This is a genomic window from Acidimicrobiia bacterium, from assembly GCA_036396535.1.
GTDB lineage: Bacteria > Actinomycetota > Acidimicrobiia > Spongiisociales > UBA5794 > DASWKR01.
Genome location: DASWKR010000065.1, coordinates 112,462 through 128,458, shown reverse-complemented (window position 1 = coordinate 128,458; position 15,997 = coordinate 112,462). Strand labels below are relative to the sequence as shown.

Below are 15,997 nucleotides of genomic sequence, written 5' to 3'. Positions count from 1 at the left end.
CCGCTCACCGTCCCTGGAAGCGAGGAGGACGCTTGCCGAGGAAGGCGTCGACGCCCTCCCGCACGTCCTCGGAGGCGAGGAGGATGGACTGGGCGGTCGCTTCCATGGCGATCGCCTGCTCGAACGTCGCCCCTGACGAGCGATCGAGGGCTCGCTTGAGGAACCGCTGTGCGAGGGGGGCGCCGTCGGCGAGTTGGCGGGCGATCTCGAGAGCACGCTCGCCAAGCCCGTCGGCAGGCACCACCTCCAGGGCCAGCCCGATCGCAGCCGCCTCTCGCGCATCGACCATGCGTCCCGTGAGGGCCAACTCCCTGGCTCGGGCCAACCCGACGATGCGCGGCAGCAGCCAGCTCCCGCCGAAGTCCATGGTCAGACCGCGCCTCACGAAGATCTCCGAGAAACGGGCACGGTCGGATGCCAGCACGATGTCACAGCCGATCGCCAGATTCATCCCTGCCCCGGCCGCCACGCCGTCGACGGCGGCGACCGTGGGCTTCGTGATGCGGTGAAGGGCCAGGGCAGCAGCCTGGGGAGGGCGCATGAACTCGGTGGTGGCTGCCGTCGTGACTCCGGGATCGAGCATGGACTCGTCGAGGGCGGCGCCCGAGCAGAAATCGCCCCCGGCGCCCGTCACGACCATGACCCGACGGTCGGAGCGCTCGAAGTCCTCGAAAGCCCCCCGCAGCTCGTCCCAACCGCTCGTCGGCACGGCGTTACGGCTGCCCGGATTGGCGATCGTGACGACGCGGATCGGGCCTTCCTCTGTGATCTCCAGGATCCCGTCTGCCACGCAGGCAGGATACCGGGCCCGGACGCCACGCCTCACTCCACCTACCATGCCGGCGCGGTGGGCTTCAATCCCTTTCGCTCCCAGAGGAAGACCCCGGCCGACGTCGCCATCGTCGTCGGCTTCATCGTCATCGTCATCGTCCTGGTGCTGTGGGGCTTCTTCGGTTGACCGATCCGGTGTCGGTCCACCCGATCCAGCCGTACCAGGCTCGCAAGACGTACCTGTGCCCCGGCTGCGAGAAACAGATCGAGCCCGGCGTCGGCCACCTCGTCGTCGTCCCGGACCTGGCTCCCGACCTCAGGAGGCACTGGCATCGCGGCTGCTGGTTCAAGGAGCTTCGCCGGCGCGGCACGCCCTGACGAGGTCGGGGAGACGGCCGGTCACGACGAGCGCAACGCCAGCCGATCGCGGACACGGATGGTGTCAGCGGATGCCGGGCAGCCACCGGACCGTCACCCCGTCCGCCGCCAAGGTGACGCCGACGAAGTCGAGGCGCGGCACCGGCAGTCCGAAGGCGTTGCGAAGCCGGTCGAGGTGGGCGAGCTTCTCGGCCGAGAGCCAATCGACCGGGTCGGCGTCCACGAGGCGGGAGACCATCGTCTTGACCTCGACGATGACGCGCTCACCGTCGAGCTCGACCAAGAGGTCGGCTTCCCTGTGGCCGTGGCGAACGTTGCGCCCGACGACTCTCGCACCTCGGGAGGCGAGAAAACCCGCCGCAACCTCTTCGCCGAAGGCGCCGACCGCCAGGCGGGCGGTCACAGAGCGGGTGCCTGCTCCAACTCTTCGATGTTGACGTCGCGAAAGGTCATCACCTTCACCCGCTTGACGAAGCGGGCGGGGCGGTACATGTCCCAAACCCATGCGTCATCCAGCTCCAGCTCGAAGTAGACGGAACCGTCCGCGCCTTTCGTGGTGACATCGACGCCGTTGGCGAGGTAGAAACGCCGCTCGGTCTCGATGACGTACTTGAACATCGGGAGCACGTCGCGGTACTCCTTGTAGATCTTCAGCTCGACGTCTGTCTCGTACCGTTCGAGGTCTTCCTCGCCCATCCACTCACTCCTGTCGCTTCGTCGCACTTGGCGACCGAGCGGTCATACCGTAGTCGCCCGTTCGGGTGACGCCAGTCTCGACCGCCGCAGCCCCGGAGGGCCGCTCGGCGCCGGCGGAGGTGGGACCCTCCGACGCCGACCGGCCTCGAGGGTGTTCTATCACCGCGGTGTGACACGACCGGCGCGCCGCCTCCTGCGGGCGGCTCAGAGCCCGCTCCAATGGGCAGGCGGCCACAGGGTCACGAACGCCCTCCCGACGATCGAGTCGACGGGAATGGCGCCGAACGACCTGCTGTCCTGGCTCGAATCGCGGTTGTCCCCCATGACGAACACCGAGTCGTCGGGAACCGTCGTCGGCCCGAAGTCGTCGCGCCTGCTCCAGTCCTGCCTGCGATACGGCTCGTCGATGGGCTCTCCGTCGACGTATACGACGCCGTCGCGCACCTCGACCGACTCGCCGGGCAACCCGACGACGCGCTTGATGAACTCGCTGCGGGGAGTCGAGAGCCCTATCGACTCGGCGACGTTGCGCAGGAGCGAGCCGATGATGCCCCCATCGCCGTCGTCGGAGCCGCGCGGGTCGTCGAAGACGACGACGTCGCCGCGCCTCAAGTCACCGATGCGGTATGCCAGCTTGTTCACCATGACCCTGTCGTTGACTTCGAGGGTGTCCTCCATCGACGACGACGGGATGTAGAACGCCTGGAACAGGAAGGTCTTGATGACGATGGCGACGACGAGGGCGACGAGCACGAGAACTGGAAGCTCTCGCCAGAAGGATCGCCTCACGACCTCGTCCTCTGCCTTTTCGGCGGCCTCGGCACGCAGCTCGCGAACGGCGACGTGCGCCGGCGCGAACGGGTCGGCGTCGATCTCCTGGCCTCCGGTCCCGGGCGGGTGTGTCACGACGCCTTGGACGTTACCGCAGGCGGGTCGATAGCTCGGGAGTGCCGGCCGACTCGATCGCACCACGGTCGTGGACGTCAGAGGCCGCCCCATCGGCTCGGCGGCCACACGAGGACGAAGGCCCGACCCACGATGTGCTCGTCGGCGACGGGCCCGTCGACGCGGCTGTCCCGGCTGGAGTTGCGGTTGTCGCCCATGACGAAGTACGTCCCGTCCGGCACTTCCTGGGCGGGGAAGTCCGGCATGCGGGTCCCCCGTCGGAGGTACGGCTCGTCGAGCGGGACCCCGTCGATGTGGACGGTGTTGTCGTGGATCTCGATCGTCTCACCCGGCAGGCCGATGACCCGTTTGATGAGGTCCGCCTCGGGTGTCCGCAGGCCCACGGACTCGAGCAGGTTTCGGAGGAGCGCTTCCGGCACGCCCTCCTCCGGCCGGTTGCGCCTGTCGAAGACGACGACGTCGCCCCGGTGAACGTCGCCGAATCGATACGACAGCTTGTTCACCATCACCCTGTCGTTGATCTGCAAGGTCTCGAGCATCGACCCGGACGGGATGTAGAAGGCCTGGAACAGGAAGGTCTTGACGACCACCGCGATGACGAGGGCGACGAGCACGAGCACGGGCAGCTCGCGCCAGAAGGGCCTGGGAGATTCGTCGTCGGCGGATTCCTGGTCGGGCTCCGTGCCGGGCCCTTCCTCCGGCTGGGACGCGTCCCGGGAGGGCCGCCCGGCGTCGTTCGGGTCGGTCAGTCCCGCTTTTCCTTGATCCTCGTGGCTTTGCCGACACGATCGCGCAGGTAGTACAGCTTGGCGCGACGTACGTTGCCGCGCCTCGCCACCTCGATCTTGTGCACGATCGGAGCGTGGATCGGGAAGATGCGCTCGACCCCGACCCCGAAGCTCAGCTTGCGCACCGTGAACGTCTCTCGAACCCCGCCGCCGCTGCGTGCGATGACGATGCCCTCGTAGAGCTGGACCCGCTCCCGGCCGCCCTCGATGACCCTGACGTGCACGCGCACGGTGTCACCCGGCCCGAAGTCGGGCAGGTCGTCGCGCATGTATCGGGACTCGATGTGATCCAGGGTGTTCACGACCGCTCCGGGTTCTGGAGAGCTGAACTGGGCCATGGATGATAGGCCTCGGTCGCGACTGCGCCAAAAGCCCGCCCGCCCCACGTCGCCATGGCTGGGACGATCCTCAGCCGCCGTGCGCCATCCCCGGCCTGCGCTCTGCGGTGCGCTCTGCCCGCCTGGCGCGTCGCCACTCCTCGATCTTGCCGTGGTCTCCGGAGAGCAGCACGTCGGGCACGCGCCAGCCCCGGAACTCGGCAGGCCTGGTGTAGTGCGGCTCTTCGAGCAGCCCGGACCGGAAGCTCTCGGCGACGATCGAGTCCGGGTTGCCCACGACCCCCGGGAGTAGCCGGGTGACGCCCTCGACGATCGCCAGCGCACCTGCCTCGCCGCCGAGCATGACGAACTCGCCGATCGAGACCTCTTCGTCGACTAGGTGGTCGACGACCCGCTCGTCGACCCCTTCGTAGCGGCCGCACACGATGGTGAGCTCGGCAAGGCCCGCCCACCGGTCGAGAGCCTCCTGGCGGAGCGGGGGTCCCGCCGCCGAGAGAAGAACCCGCTGGGTGCCCGCCAGCGGATCGAGTGCCGCCGCCAGGGGCTCGACCATCATCACCATTCCGGGCCCGCCTCCGAACGGAGCATCGTCGAGCTTGCGGTGGGGTCCCATGCCGTGCTCGCGCAGGTCGATCAGGTGCACGTCGAGCCGGCCGTCCTCGATCGCCCGGGCGACGAGGCTCACGCCGAGAGGCGAGACGAAGTACTCGGGGAACATCGAGATGATGTTGATCCGCATGGCGGAAGAGTATCCTCGACCGCTAGCGGGACGGAGCGGCATGAGCCAGGGGCAGAAGAAGAGGGGGACCGGGGATGTGGCCCCTCCGCACCACGAGTCGCCCAGGCCGGGGAGCAGGCTGCGCCAGGCGATCTCGGCCGTGGGCCACCGCTACGACCCGGGCGATCCGTGGAACGGGAGCCGCCGGCGTCCTGTCGAACCATTCGACGAGACGGAGAGCGACGAGCCGATCATCACGGTCGACCTCGGACTCGACGAGAACATGGTGACGCCTCCGATGGCGGACGCGTCGCCTTCTCCCGGTCTGGCGGTGGCGATCCGGGCGTCCCGAGCGACCCTCGTCGACCTGCGCCCCGGGCGCACCGGCGCCCGCGGCCCGGTACCGGCGGTGGCAGGTGGCGAATACGGGCTCGGTAGCCGATGGGGCGCCGAGTGGTCGACTTCGCGCCAAGGGTGGATCGGCGCCGAGACGGGGCGACCGGTGTGGCGCCCGATCGTCGCCACGACCGATCAGCTCGAGGTGTGGGCGATCGACACCTACCTCGGCGTCGTGAACTCCGAGGTGGCAGTCGACCACGACACGTCGGATGCTCGCACGCTGGGCGCGGCACTCGCCAGGGCCCGAGAGCTCGGGATCGAGGGACTCGTCGAGGAGGCGGTCGAGCGAGGTGCCCACGCGGTGCTCGGCACGTCGATGCAGTACACCACGGTCGGGGAACGGCTGCTCGTGACGTTCTCGGGAACGGCAGTGACGCTGCGCGACCGAGCCTGATCAAGGGCGCAATCCGGACCCCTGCCTATCCTCGATACCGATGCTGCGCGCTCTCCCGATCGTCGTCGTGGCGGCAATCGCCCTCGTCGGGTGCGCCGAGCCGACGGAGACCGTGACGACGCCTCCTCCGACGACCGCCTCCCCCGAGCCGACATCGACCACCACCCCACCGGTCGACACCACCGTGGTCCAGGCGTCGTCTACGAGCGAGGGCCCGCCCCCGTGCCTCGACGGCGACACCCCATTCTCGTCATCCGGCATCGCCGGGACGTTCGGGTCGGGCACCGGAGATGCCGCAGTGGTCGGCGGCATCCGCTTCGCCGCCCACGGCGGATGTGAGCGCATCGTGATCGACCTTCAGACGGCAGGAGGCTCACCCGCAGCCATGCTCGGCGCTTCCGAGGTGGCAGTCGATGCCGGGCTCGGGGTCGTCACGGTGGCCCTGCCGCCCGAGATGACCACGACGGCCGTGGCGGACACGCTCTTCGAAGGTTCCCTCGTGACCAGGGCGTTCGTCTACCGGACACTCGGCGGTGCCCTCGCCGTCGATCTCCACATGGCGGAGGCGGTCGCAGCACGCGGCCTCCTCGTGCTCGATCCGGCGCGCCTCGTGGTCGACGTGCGGCCCGTCGAGGACGGCGCCCCGCTGCTCGGCTCCCCGGAGGTGACGCCCGAGCTCGTCCTCTTGTCGCCGCTCCCGGGCCCTGCGGAGTATCCGATCGTCGTTCACGGATACGCCAGGACGTTCGAGGGCAACGTCGTCGCCAGGTTGACGGACGGGACGCTCACGCAGGAAGTGGTCGCCACGGCGGCCGACTGGGCCGAGACCTGGGGTGAGTTCGAGGCGACGATCGGCCTACCGGAGGACGGCCCATTCGGAGCAGCCGAGCTCACCGTCGGCTCGGACGACCCCGAGGACGGTTCCTTCGTCGGGGTCGGGGTCACCCTCGACGTTCGGTGAACCGGAATCGACGCCCATTAGCCTGGGGGTGCATCGGGCAGGCCGTCACCGAGAAAGGATTGCCATGACGGGGGTCACCAAGACGATTCGCCTCAGCGGCGGGTCGAGCAACTCGATAGAAGACGCCATCACGACCGTCCTCGGCAGGGCAGCCCTCACCATCGCGGACATCGCATCGTTCGAGGTCGTGAAGCTCGGCGGGACGGTCTCGGACTCCGGCCTCCCCGAGTCTTACGACGTCACGCTCGACATCACCTTCGGGGTTCGCGAGAGCGTGCACGGGTGAGCCAAGAAGGCGTCGCGACGCCGCTCGGCCACGGGGTGTGGTCGATCCCGCTCCCCCTTCCCTTCCCTGCCCTCCGATGGACGAACGCATACGTCATCGAAGGCGGGGGCGGCCTGACCCTCGTCGACTGCGGCGTTGCGACGAGAGACGGCAAGGCGGCACTCGAGCGAGGCGTCGCGGCCGTCGGTCACGACCTGGGAGACGTGGTGACGCTGGTCGGGACTCACATGCACCCCGATCACATCGGGCTCGCCGCAGAGCTCGTCGACGAGATCGGATGCCGCCTCGTCATGCACGAGAGCGCAGCAGACGCCTTGCCCTTCTACAACGACTGGTCGCTGTACCGGGCCGAGCTCCACGACTTCGCCGGCGAGCACGGTGTCCCCGACGACGTCAGGGAGATGATCGGCGCCGACGAGCCGCGGCCCGACTGGGCGGGCACGATGGTCGAGCCGGATGCCATGGTTGCCGGCGGCGACGAGATCCCCGTGGCCGACGGGAGACGGCTCGACGTCATCCACACCCCCGGCCACGAGCGGACCCACATCTGCCTCGTCGACTCTCTGACCGGGGCCCTCTTCTCGGGTGACCACGTCCTCTCGAGGATCACTCCCGTCATCCAGTACCACCGTGACGAGGATCCGCTCGGCGACTACTTGTCATCGCTGGCGCTCATCGAGCGCATGGAGATCGGCCTCACGTATCCCGCCCATGTCGCCGTCCTCGACCGCGGCAGCCTGCGCGCCAGGCAGATCGCGCTCCACCACGAGCGGAGACTCGGCGGCATCCTCCAATTCCTACGGGCAGGCCCGGCGACGGCGTGGGAGATCCTCGAGGCGATCTTCAGACCCAACCTCAACCCTCTCGAGACCCGCCTGGCGTTCTCCGAGACGCTGGCACACGTGGCGTACCTGCGTCGTCGCGACGAGCTCGCCCGCTTCTCCGACGAGGGCACGTGGTACTACCGCTTACCCGAGAGGAAGCGAACTTGAGCCGGGGTGTCCCGGGAGCACGACCGAGGTAGAGCGATGAGGGACTGCATCTTCTGCAAGATCGTGGCCGGCCAGATCCCTTGCGACCGGGTTGCCGAGACCGATCGGGTGCTCGCCTTTCGCGACATCAACCCGGCGGCCCCGGTTCACGTCCTCGTGATCCCGAAGGAGCACGTCGCCGACTCGGCGGGCGACGTAGCCCCCGAACACGGCGAGCTGCTCGCCGAGATCCTGGCGGTGGCAGCCGGTGTTGCAGGGTCGGAAGGGGTCGATGACGGATGGCGGCTCGTCAGCAACGTCGGCGCCAACGCCGGCCAGACGGTGTTCCACCTGCACTTTCACATGATGGGCGGATGGGCGGAGCCCAAGACCTCACTCTGAGCAGCGGTCGAGCGCCGCGGCCAGGGGCGGCACCGTGATCCCCCACATGGTGGCTGCCAGGGCCGCCGCAGCCACGGCATACGGAGCGCTCGAGCCCCCCACGCCGACGCGTTCGGCCAGCAGGCGCATGCGGACGAAGCCGCCGGTCGGAGCCGGACCGATCTCCATCGTGGCTTCCGCCGCCTCGGCGGTCGTCTCCTGTGCGACGCCGCCGACAAAGCGGAGGTGGGTCGATGCCGGCTCGGCCCCCACGTCGACCGGAAGCCCCATCCCGCCGACTCGGTGAGAGTCCGCCCAGTCGACGACGCGGCGCTCGAGCCACTCGGCGTCGATGTCGAGATCGCCTTCGATGAGAGCCATGGTCATCATCTCGAGCGGAATGTCCATGCCGGCCGTCTGAGCCCCGATTCCTGCCGACAGGCGGGGGTTGAGCTCGGTGGGGAGAAATCCATCTGCGGAGCACACGCCGTCGACGGAGAAGGGCCCCAGGTATCCGACGCGACGCGCCAGGTGCTGTCCGACTCGCACGGCGATGCCGCGCATGCTCTCCCTGACGTCCGCCGGCGGATCCCAGAAGGTCGAGGGACCCGCATACACGAAGCCGGCTCGGTCGAGTCGTCGCAGCACCACCATCTCGACCGGCCGGAAGGCGGCGGCTCCGCTCGCCGTGACGAAGCCGTGGATCGAGCATGGGAGGCCGTCCAGGAACGGCATCACCCGCACCAGGTCTGCCCGGTCGGCGAACCACTCGGCGGCCTCGGCGGCCGCCGCCGGGTCCGGTACCCACCTGACGTAGTCCCCTCCACCGTGCCAGCCCTGCTTGTTGTCTGCCACCCACACGGTCCCGAGAGGACCGGCGACGTCGGCGGCGGCCTGGGCGGCGTCCGTGACCGCAACCACGCGCCTCGGCGCCCTGCGGACACCCGCCTCGTCCCACAGACGGTCGACGGTCGTCTTGTCCTCGAGGGCCGTCCACTCGATGCGGCGGCCGCCGTAGAGCCGTCGACCGAGGTAGCCGTCGCCTGAGGCGAATGGCGGGGCGAGGACGAGGGCTGCTCCGTCGGGGTCGAACTCGTCGACGAGGCGCGCCAACTCCGGAGCAGGCTGCGCGATCGACCGGAAGTATGCGCGGATCCCGTCGATGATGGTGGCGCCGCGCGACCTCGTGTGGTGGACCAGCACCCCGGCCGGCTGGTCACCGAGGCCCTCCGTCGCCGAGACGACGAGCACGTCCGACGCACCCCAACGACGCAGCCTCTCGACGGTGTCGGCGGCGGCCGCCGACACGTCGAAGGCGACGATCCAGCGTCGTCCGTGGACGATCCGGCGCATCGCCTCGTCGATTGCTTCCATCGCTCGAGGATAGGTCTCGCCGGAGATGCTCAGAGCTCGAAGAGGCCTTCCGGCGGATCGATGACGACGTGCCCCAGCGACGGATGGACGTCACGCACGATGGCCTCGACGAAAGGCACGTCGACGAGGGCTCCGCCGGGTGTCTCCACGACGAGCCGGTCCTGGGCATCCCCGAACACGACTCCGGAGATCGACCCGAGGTGATTACCCGAAGGGTCGATGGCGGCCAGGCCCGCCAGGTCTTCGGGCCAGTACTCGTCCGGTCCGAGCTCACGACGCTCCGATGCACCGATCGTGAGCGTCGAGCCCTGGAGCTGCTCGGCCTGCTCGCGGCCCGGGATCTCCTCGAATGCCACGATGAGCCCGTCCGTGTGCTGGCGGACGGTCGAAACCACCAGGTGGACCGGAGGATCGTCGTCCGTGTAGAAGGTCGCCCCGGAGACGAACCGACCTGGGTTGTCCGTGAGGACCCTCACGAGCACCTCGCCACGGAGTCCGTGCGCCCTGCGGACGTAACCGACCGAGACCCGCCCCTCGTCAGGGTCGTACACGACGTCAGTCGAGGAACTCGACCTGGGCGTCGAGACCCTCCTCATCACCGGCAGCCTTGGCGACCAGCCTGATCGCCCTCGCCACCCTTCCCCGTCGGCCGATGACCCGCCCCATGTCGGGCTTGGCCGTCTTCACCTCGGCGAGAACGGCATCCTCGCCGTCGTCGACCACCTCGACCTGCACGGACGAGGCATCGTCGACGATCTGCTCCGTGATGTACCGCACGACCCGCTCGACGATGTCACCTTTGCTCACGTCTGCTCATCCTCCTCGTCAGGCTGCGCGATGGCGTCGTCGGCGACGTCGCCGCCCGACTGGTCCTCGATCGAGCCGAGCACTCCCTCGATGTCGGGGGCTTCTTCGGATGCACCCGCACCGGCCTGCGCCCCGGTGTCCTCTGCTGCGGTGTCCTCTGCTGCGGCGTCCTCTGCTGCGGCGTCCTCTGCTGCGGCGTCCATACCGTCCGGCTCGAGCTCGGCGTTGTACGCCGCAGCGCCCTGCGCGGCGGCGCCGTGCTCCGCCGCTCCCGCGGTGATCTCGGCCTCGCCCTCCGCCGGATCGGTCTCGACGCCGGTCGCGAGCTCGGTCTCGACCTCGTCCGCCGACTCGGCGACCTCGCCGACGACGTGGATCTCCCGCTCAGGAGAGACGACCGGCTTCGGCGGTTCGATGGTGTGGATGTCCCCTCTCGACACCCGGAACTGGGTCCAGGCTCCACTCACCTCGAGCAGCTTCCTGGCCCTCTCGCTCGGCTGGGCGCCCTTGCGGAGCCAGTCGACCGCCTTCTCGTTGTCGATCTCGATGAGGGAGGGGTCCTGGCGCGGGTCGTAACGTCCGATCTGCTCGATGTAGGCCCCGTCGCGCGGCCGGCGCGAGTCGACGACGACGACCCGGTACGTCGGCTGCTTCTTCTTACCCAACCGCGTCAGGCGGATCCTCACCGGCATCTACTCACCTCTTCTTGCGGCCCATCCCCGGCAATGCAAGCCCCGGTATGGGGCTCTTGCCGCCGGCGATCGCCTTCATCATCTTCTGTGCCTCGGAGAACTGCTTCAGGACCCTGTTGACATCCTGCGGCTTCGTCCCCGACCCGGTCGCGATGCGGCGCTTCCTGCTGCCGTTGATCAGCCTCGGGTCGTGCCGCTCCGCCGGCGTCATCGAGCGGATTATGGCCTCCACCCGATTGAGGTCGCGCTCGTCGACCTCGACGTCGCGCAATTCCTGCCCGATGCCGGGCAACATACTAACCAGTTGCTTGAGCGGCCCCATCTTCCTCAGCTGCTGGAACTGGTCGAGGAAGTCCTCGAGATCGAAGCTCGCCCTGCGGAGCTTGTCCGCCGCCACCCGCGCCTGATCCTCGTCGAACGCCTCCTCCGCCTTCTCGATGAGGGTGAGCACGTCACCCATCCCGAGGATGCGGGACGCCATCCGATCCGGATGGAAGACGTCGAGGTCGCCCAGTCCCTCGCCGAGGCCGACGAACTTGATCGGGCGCCCCGTCACCTCACGAGCCGAGATGGCGGCGCCTCCCCTGGCATCTCCGTCGAGCTTGGTCAGCACGAGTCCCGTGATGTCGGTGTGCGCCAGGAAGCCTTGGGCGACGCCGACCGCCTCCTGGCCGGTCATCGCATCGACGACGAGCAGCGTCTCGTGGGGGTCGCTCGCCTTCCGAACGGCTGCCAGCTCCCTCATGAGAGCCTCGTCGATCTGCAAGCGTCCTGCCGTGTCGATGATGACGACGTTCTCGCCCTCCTGGCGGGCTCGCCGCACTGCGGCCTTGGCGACCTTCGGTGGCTTGCCTCCCCGGTCGACGAACACCGGCACGCCGACGCGCCTACCGAGCGTCTCGAGCTGGTCGACCGCCGCAGGGCGCTGCAGGTCGGCGGCGACGAGGAGAGGGCGCCGTCCCCGCGATTTGAGGTGGGCGGCGAGCTTGGCTGCCGTCGTCGTCTTGCCGGATCCCTGCAAGCCGACCACCAGGATCACGAGAGGCGGGGACGCCGGCCGGGCCAGTTGGGCCGCCTCCTCACCGAGGGTGGCCACGAGCTCCTCGTGGACGATCTTGATGACCTGCTGCCCGGGCGTCAGGCTCCCCAGGACGTCCGAGCCGACCGCCCGCTCTTGGACCCGGCCGAGGAACGACTTCACGACGTTGACGTTCACGTCGGCTTCGAGCAGGGCGAGCCTGACCTCGCGCAACGACGCCTTGACGTCGTCCTCGGAGAGCCTGCCCTTGCCACGCAGTCGCGAGAACACGTCGCCGAATCGGGAGTTGAGCGAGTCGAACATGCCGTCGAACGGTACTCTGCCGCCACGGCCGACGACTCTCCGCCGGCTGGGGTGAGCCCGCTTCGGATCGAGGCGGTACGCTCCCGCAGAATGAACCTCTCGGTCATCGACCACCCGCTCGCCAGGCACTACCTCACGATCTTGAGGGATCGCACGACGGAGCCGGAGGAGTTCCGCAATGCAGCCCGGCGACTCACGTATGCCCTCGTCATGGAGGCGACCCGGGACGCCGCCCTCGACGAGATCGAGGTGACGACACCGCTCGAGACGACGCAGGGTCACCGGCTCAGAGACATCGTCGCAGTCGCCGTGTTGCGCGCCGGCCTCGGCCTGCTCGACGCCGTCCTCGACCTGATCCCCGAGGTGAAGGTCGGGTTCGCCGGGGTGCAGCGGGACGAGAGCACGGCAGAGCCGCTCGAGTACTACGCCAAGATGCCGGCGCTACGCGACAGCACGGTGCTCGTGCTCGAGCCGATGCTGGCGACCGGCGGCTCGTTGTCGTGGGCGGTCGACAAGGTGAAACAGCTCGGAGCGACGAACATCACGGCGCTGTGCGTGGTCACCGCCCCTGAGGGAGTTGCGAGGATGTACCAGGACCATCCGGATGTGCGCATCTTCGCCGCCGCCAGCGACCGCGAGCTCAACGACCACTTCTACATCGTCCCCGGCCTGGGCGACATGGGCGACAGGCTCTTCGGCACGGTCTGATGATCGACGCCAAGCTGCTCGCCGACCTGCGTGCCGCCTACGACCGCGACGCACCGAGACGGGCGGTGCGGGGGCTCGAGTGGCGGGCAGGGGTGCTCGACGAGTGGCTCGAGGGCCTGCCGGGCAAGCCGAAGCTGCTCGAGCTCGGAGCCGGCACCGGCCAGGCGGCCGCCTATGTGGCGGATCGCGGCGGCCGGGTAACGGCGATCGACCTCTCGCCCGAGAACGTCGAGCAATGCCGGCTGCGGGGCGTCGATGCCAGGGTCGGTGACTTCGGCGATCTCGATCTGCCTGACGCTCTCTTCGACGGTGTCTGGTCGATCAACGCCCTCGTACACGTCCCGAAAGGCGACTTGCCCCATGTCGTGGCGGGTGTGCGACCGGTCATGAAGCGGGGCGGATCGTTGCTGATCGTCGTGTGGGGCGGGCGCGACATGGAAGGGACCATCCCCGACGACTGGTGCGTCCCGGCGCGTTTCTTCTCTTTCTTCACAGACGCCGGCTTGGCGGCGCTCCGATTCGTCGGCTTCGAGGTCGCCGACGTGCGATTCCTCGAGAACGAGGGCGACGACGGGCTCCACTCCCAGGTGATGACCCTGGCGGCGGTATGACCGAGCCGAGCTTCACCGGGGCGAACTTCACCGAAGCGGTCATCGCCGTTCTCATGAACCTCGAGCCGGGCGACGTCGTCACGTACGGCGAGGTCGCCGCCGAGGCGGGGCGACCCGGGGCGGCCAGGGCCGTCGGCAACGTGCTGCGCGAAGTCGATGGCCTCCCGTGGTGGCGAGTGGTGGCGTCGAGCGGGAGGCTCGTCCCAGGACACGAGCGGGAGCACACCGAGCGCCTCAGGGCGGAAGGGGTTCGGGTCGCCAAGGGACGGGTCGCCCGCCGCTGAGGAGTCGCTCGGGATCGAGCGCCGTCCGTGTGCCAGACTTGCCACGATGGGGCACAGCATGGTCTCGCTCATCGAGCGGAAGAGGGACGGGGGGACGCTCAGGCCCGACGAGATCGAGTGGATCATCGGCGAGTTCACCGCAGACGCGGTCCCCGACTACCAGATGGCGGCCATGCTGATGGCCATCTTCCAGCGTTCGTTCGACGCCGACGAGCTCGCCGCCTGGACCAAGGCGATGCTCCACTCGGGCGAGACACTCGCCCTCGATGCCGTGACGGCACCCAAGGTCGACAAGCACTCGACGGGAGGGGTCGGCGACAAGGTCTCGATCCCTCTGGCGCCGATGGTGGCAGCGTGCGGAGTCGCGGTCCCCATGATGTCGGGGCGCGGCCTCGGCCACACCGGGGGCACCCTCGACAAGCTCGAGTCGATCCCGGGCTTTCGCACCGCGCTCGACCCTCCCGAATTCGCCTCGATACTCGAGAAGACCGGCCTCGTGCTGGCCGGCCAGTCCGAATCTCTCGTACCTGCCGACAGACGCATCTACGCGCTGCGCGACGCCACGGCAACCGTGCCGTCGCTGCCGCTCATCGCTTCGTCGATCATGTCGAAGAAGCTCGCCGAGGACCTCGACGGCTTGGTCCTCGACGTCAAGGTCGGCTCCGGGGCCTTCATGCGGGCCGAAGAGGACGCCAGGAGGCTCGCCGAGACGATGGTCGCCATCGGGAGCTCGAATGGGACGGCCACCGTGGCGGTTCTCACCTCGATGGAGCAGCCACTCGGCAGGGCGGTCGGCAATGCCTGCGAGATCGCCGAGTCGGTGGCCGTGCTGCGCGGCGAAGGTCCGGCCGACCTCGTCGAGATCACCATGCGGCTCGGAGTCGAGATGCTCCTCCTCGGCGGCGTCGCCGGCGACGTGGACGACGCCTCATCGAGACTGCAGGCGACCATCGATACCGGATCGGCGCTCGACAAGCTGGTCGAGGTCGTGGAGGCCCAGGGAGGCGATCCGGCGGTGATCCACGACACAGCGCTACTGGCACAGCCGAGACGTTTCCACGAGATCACAGCCGGCCGGAGCGGGGTGGTCTCGAGGTGTGATGCCCTCGCCGTCGGCAGGGCGGCCGTGGCGTTGGGGGCGGGGCGTCAGCGGAAGGAAGACTCGGTGGACCATGCGGTCTCGATCGAGTTGCTCGCCAAGGTGGGCGACGAGGTGGCACACGGCGACGCCCTCGCCAGGATCGGCTACAACGACACGGAGAGGTTCGAGGCTGCGCTGCCGCTGCTCACCGCCGCACTCGGCGTGGGAGTGGATGCAGACCCTGGCCCGCTCATCATCGGAGAGGTGAGATGACTTACGAGAGACTCGTCGAGGCTGCCGAGGCGATCGCCAAGGCGACCGACCGGGAGCGCCATTCCGTTGGGCTCGTGCTCGGCAGCGGGTTGGGCGACTACGCCGCCTCGCTGCCGGGCGCCGTCGAGGTGCCGTACGACACGATCCCGCACTTTCCCGTGCCGAAGGTCGAAGGCCACGCAGGCACCATCCACTCCGTCGAGGTCGAGGGCCGCGGGGTCCTCGTCCTCTCGGGCAGGGTGCACGCATACGAAGGTTGGGACATGGACGACGTCGTCTTCGGGGTACGGTGTGCCGCGCTGGCGGGCTGTGCCGTCGTCCTGCTGACGAACGCAGCGGGAGGGGTCGGCCCGTACCTGCGCCAAGGTGACCTCGTGGCGGTGCGCGACCACATCAACCTCGCAGGGCGCAACCCGCTGTACGGCCCGAACGACGAGCGCCTCGGCCCTCGTTTCCCCGACCTCTCGGACGTCTACTCCGAGGAGATCCGCGACGAGATCGAGGCCGTTGCCCAGCACCTGGGCATCACGTTCAAGACGGGCGTGTACGCCTGGTTCCTCGGGCCGTCGTACGAGACGCCGGCCGAGATCGACATGGTCGAGCGGATCGGAGGCGACCTCGTCGGCATGTCGACGGTGCCGGAAGCGATCGCGCTGGCACACATGGGCGTGAAGGTGGGATGCATCTCTCTCGTCACGAACCTGGCGGCGGGCATCGCCGACCAGCCCATCAGTCACGACGAGGTGACCGAGACGGCCCTGCTGGCCAAGGAGAAGTTCGCCCACCTCCTCGACGAGCTGCTGCCTCGACTCGTCGGGCTGACGTGATTTCTCGCCAC

The 15,997-nt window shown here is 68.8% G+C and carries 23 protein-coding genes; 11 read left to right on the top strand and 12 right to left on the bottom strand.

The annotated features are described in order from the left end of the window. Positions 1 to 4 precede the first annotated feature (4 nt). Complete coding sequence (locus tag VGC47_12245; protein HEX9856075.1) at positions 5 to 790, bottom strand: enoyl-CoA hydratase-related protein; 786 nt, start codon at positions 788 to 790, stop codon at positions 5 to 7. 164 nt (positions 791 to 954) lie between these two features. On the opposite strand from VGC47_12245, the gene VGC47_12240 reads away from it, so the two are divergent. Continuing rightward, the gene (locus tag VGC47_12240) at positions 955 to 1,149 is read left to right on the top strand and encodes a hypothetical protein (protein ID HEX9856074.1); all 195 of its coding nucleotides are present in this window, start codon (positions 955 to 957) and stop codon (positions 1,147 to 1,149) included. A 64-nt stretch (positions 1,150 to 1,213) separates the two neighbouring features. Here the strand turns inward: VGC47_12240 and VGC47_12235 are convergent, their stop codons facing one another. From VGC47_12235 to trmD, 6 genes are all read right to left on the bottom strand, one after another. After that, on the bottom strand, positions 1,214 to 1,552 hold the full coding sequence (locus VGC47_12235) for a YraN family protein (protein HEX9856073.1): 339 nt from the start codon (positions 1,550 to 1,552) through the stop codon (positions 1,214 to 1,216). Continuing rightward, the gene (locus VGC47_12230) at positions 1,549 to 1,845 is read right to left on the bottom strand and encodes a DUF2469 domain-containing protein (protein ID HEX9856072.1); all 297 of its coding nucleotides are present in this window, start codon (positions 1,843 to 1,845) and stop codon (positions 1,549 to 1,551) included. Before VGC47_12230 ends, VGC47_12235 begins: the two co-directional genes overlap by 4 nt. Positions 1,846 to 2,049: 204 nt before the next feature. Continuing rightward, complete coding sequence (gene lepB / locus VGC47_12225) at positions 2,050 to 2,751, bottom strand: signal peptidase I (protein ID HEX9856071.1); 702 nt, start codon at positions 2,749 to 2,751, stop codon at positions 2,050 to 2,052. 77 nt (positions 2,752 to 2,828) lie between these two features. Continuing rightward, positions 2,829 to 3,377, bottom strand: coding sequence for a signal peptidase I (lepB, locus tag VGC47_12220; GenBank protein ID HEX9856070.1), 549 nt, complete (start codon positions 3,375 to 3,377; stop codon positions 2,829 to 2,831). Between the two features lie 119 nt (positions 3,378 to 3,496). Then, positions 3,497 to 3,841 carry a 50S ribosomal protein L19 gene (rplS, locus tag VGC47_12215; GenBank protein ID HEX9856069.1) on the bottom strand — a complete coding sequence of 115 codons (345 nt, stop codon included), beginning with the start codon at positions 3,839 to 3,841 and terminating at the stop codon, positions 3,497 to 3,499. Between the two features lie 106 nt (positions 3,842 to 3,947). Then, positions 3,948 to 4,616, bottom strand: coding sequence for a tRNA (guanosine(37)-N1)-methyltransferase TrmD (gene trmD / locus VGC47_12210; protein ID HEX9856068.1), 669 nt, complete (start codon positions 4,614 to 4,616; stop codon positions 3,948 to 3,950). Between the two features lie 40 nt (positions 4,617 to 4,656). Between trmD and VGC47_12205 the strand changes: the two genes are divergently transcribed. The 5 genes from VGC47_12205 to VGC47_12185 all read left to right on the top strand — a co-directional run bounded on the left by VGC47_12205 (position 4,657) and on the right by VGC47_12185 (position 8,008). After that, the gene (locus VGC47_12205; GenBank protein HEX9856067.1) at positions 4,657 to 5,388 is read left to right on the top strand and encodes a heavy metal-binding domain-containing protein; all 732 of its coding nucleotides are present in this window, start codon (positions 4,657 to 4,659) and stop codon (positions 5,386 to 5,388) included. A gap of 40 nt (positions 5,389 to 5,428) precedes the next feature. Then, positions 5,429 to 6,349 carry a Gmad2 immunoglobulin-like domain-containing protein gene (locus tag VGC47_12200; protein HEX9856066.1) on the top strand — a complete coding sequence of 307 codons (921 nt, stop codon included), beginning with the start codon at positions 5,429 to 5,431 and terminating at the stop codon, positions 6,347 to 6,349. Positions 6,350 to 6,413: 64 nt separating this feature from the next. Further along, on the top strand, positions 6,414 to 6,635 hold the full coding sequence (locus VGC47_12195; GenBank protein ID HEX9856065.1) for a dodecin family protein: 222 nt from the start codon (positions 6,414 to 6,416) through the stop codon (positions 6,633 to 6,635). After that, positions 6,632 to 7,627 carry an MBL fold metallo-hydrolase gene (locus VGC47_12190; protein HEX9856064.1) on the top strand — a complete coding sequence of 332 codons (996 nt, stop codon included), beginning with the start codon at positions 6,632 to 6,634 and terminating at the stop codon, positions 7,625 to 7,627. The genes VGC47_12195 and VGC47_12190 overlap by 4 nt, the downstream gene beginning before the upstream one ends. A 36-nt stretch (positions 7,628 to 7,663) precedes the next feature. Further along, positions 7,664 to 8,008, top strand: coding sequence for a histidine triad nucleotide-binding protein (locus VGC47_12185; protein HEX9856063.1), 345 nt, complete (start codon positions 7,664 to 7,666; stop codon positions 8,006 to 8,008). Here the strand turns inward: VGC47_12185 and VGC47_12180 are convergent. The 5 genes from VGC47_12180 to ffh are packed head-to-tail and all read right to left on the bottom strand — an operon-like array spanning position 8,000 to position 12,202. Beyond that, positions 8,000 to 9,361, bottom strand: a complete 1,362-nt coding sequence (locus VGC47_12180; protein ID HEX9856062.1) for a hypothetical protein — start codon at positions 9,359 to 9,361, stop codon at positions 8,000 to 8,002. The genes VGC47_12185 and VGC47_12180 overlap by 9 nt on opposite strands. 29 nt (positions 9,362 to 9,390) lie before the next feature. After that, entirely contained in the window at positions 9,391 to 9,912 is a 522-nt protein-coding gene (rimM, locus tag VGC47_12175) for a ribosome maturation factor RimM (protein HEX9856061.1), read from the bottom strand. Between the two features lie 4 nt (positions 9,913 to 9,916). Then, the gene (locus tag VGC47_12170; GenBank protein HEX9856060.1) at positions 9,917 to 10,168 is read right to left on the bottom strand and encodes a KH domain-containing protein; all 252 of its coding nucleotides are present in this window, start codon (positions 10,166 to 10,168) and stop codon (positions 9,917 to 9,919) included. Further along, positions 10,165 to 10,860 carry a 30S ribosomal protein S16 gene (rpsP, locus tag VGC47_12165; GenBank protein HEX9856059.1) on the bottom strand — a complete coding sequence of 232 codons (696 nt, stop codon included), beginning with the start codon at positions 10,858 to 10,860 and terminating at the stop codon, positions 10,165 to 10,167. The genes VGC47_12170 and rpsP overlap by 4 nt, the downstream gene beginning before the upstream one ends. Positions 10,861 to 10,864: 4 nt before the next feature. Continuing rightward, positions 10,865 to 12,202 (bottom strand): signal recognition particle protein, encoded by a 1,338-nt coding sequence (gene ffh, locus VGC47_12160; GenBank protein HEX9856058.1) that lies wholly within the window; start codon positions 12,200 to 12,202, stop codon positions 10,865 to 10,867. A 90-nt stretch (positions 12,203 to 12,292) separates the two neighbouring features. Between ffh and upp the strand changes: the two genes are divergently transcribed. Genes upp through VGC47_12135 form a run of 5 tightly spaced genes read left to right on the top strand, consistent with a single transcriptional unit; the run spans position 12,293 to position 15,986 of the window. Then, positions 12,293 to 12,910 carry a uracil phosphoribosyltransferase gene (gene upp / locus VGC47_12155; GenBank protein HEX9856057.1) on the top strand — a complete coding sequence of 206 codons (618 nt, stop codon included), beginning with the start codon at positions 12,293 to 12,295 and terminating at the stop codon, positions 12,908 to 12,910. Then, positions 12,910 to 13,521 carry a class I SAM-dependent methyltransferase gene (locus VGC47_12150; protein ID HEX9856056.1) on the top strand — a complete coding sequence of 204 codons (612 nt, stop codon included), beginning with the start codon at positions 12,910 to 12,912 and terminating at the stop codon, positions 13,519 to 13,521. Before upp ends, VGC47_12150 begins: the two co-directional genes overlap by 1 nt. Next, positions 13,518 to 13,805, top strand: coding sequence for an MGMT family protein (locus VGC47_12145; protein HEX9856055.1), 288 nt, complete (start codon positions 13,518 to 13,520; stop codon positions 13,803 to 13,805). Before VGC47_12150 ends, VGC47_12145 begins: the two co-directional genes overlap by 4 nt. 46 nt (positions 13,806 to 13,851) lie before the next feature. Then, positions 13,852 to 15,159, top strand: a complete 1,308-nt coding sequence (locus VGC47_12140; GenBank protein HEX9856054.1) for a thymidine phosphorylase — start codon at positions 13,852 to 13,854, stop codon at positions 15,157 to 15,159. Continuing rightward, a complete protein-coding gene (locus tag VGC47_12135; GenBank protein ID HEX9856053.1) occupies positions 15,156 to 15,986 on the top strand; it encodes a purine-nucleoside phosphorylase in 831 nt (276 codons plus the stop codon). Before VGC47_12140 ends, VGC47_12135 begins: the two co-directional genes overlap by 4 nt. The last annotated feature ends 11 nt before the right edge of the window (positions 15,987 to 15,997 follow it).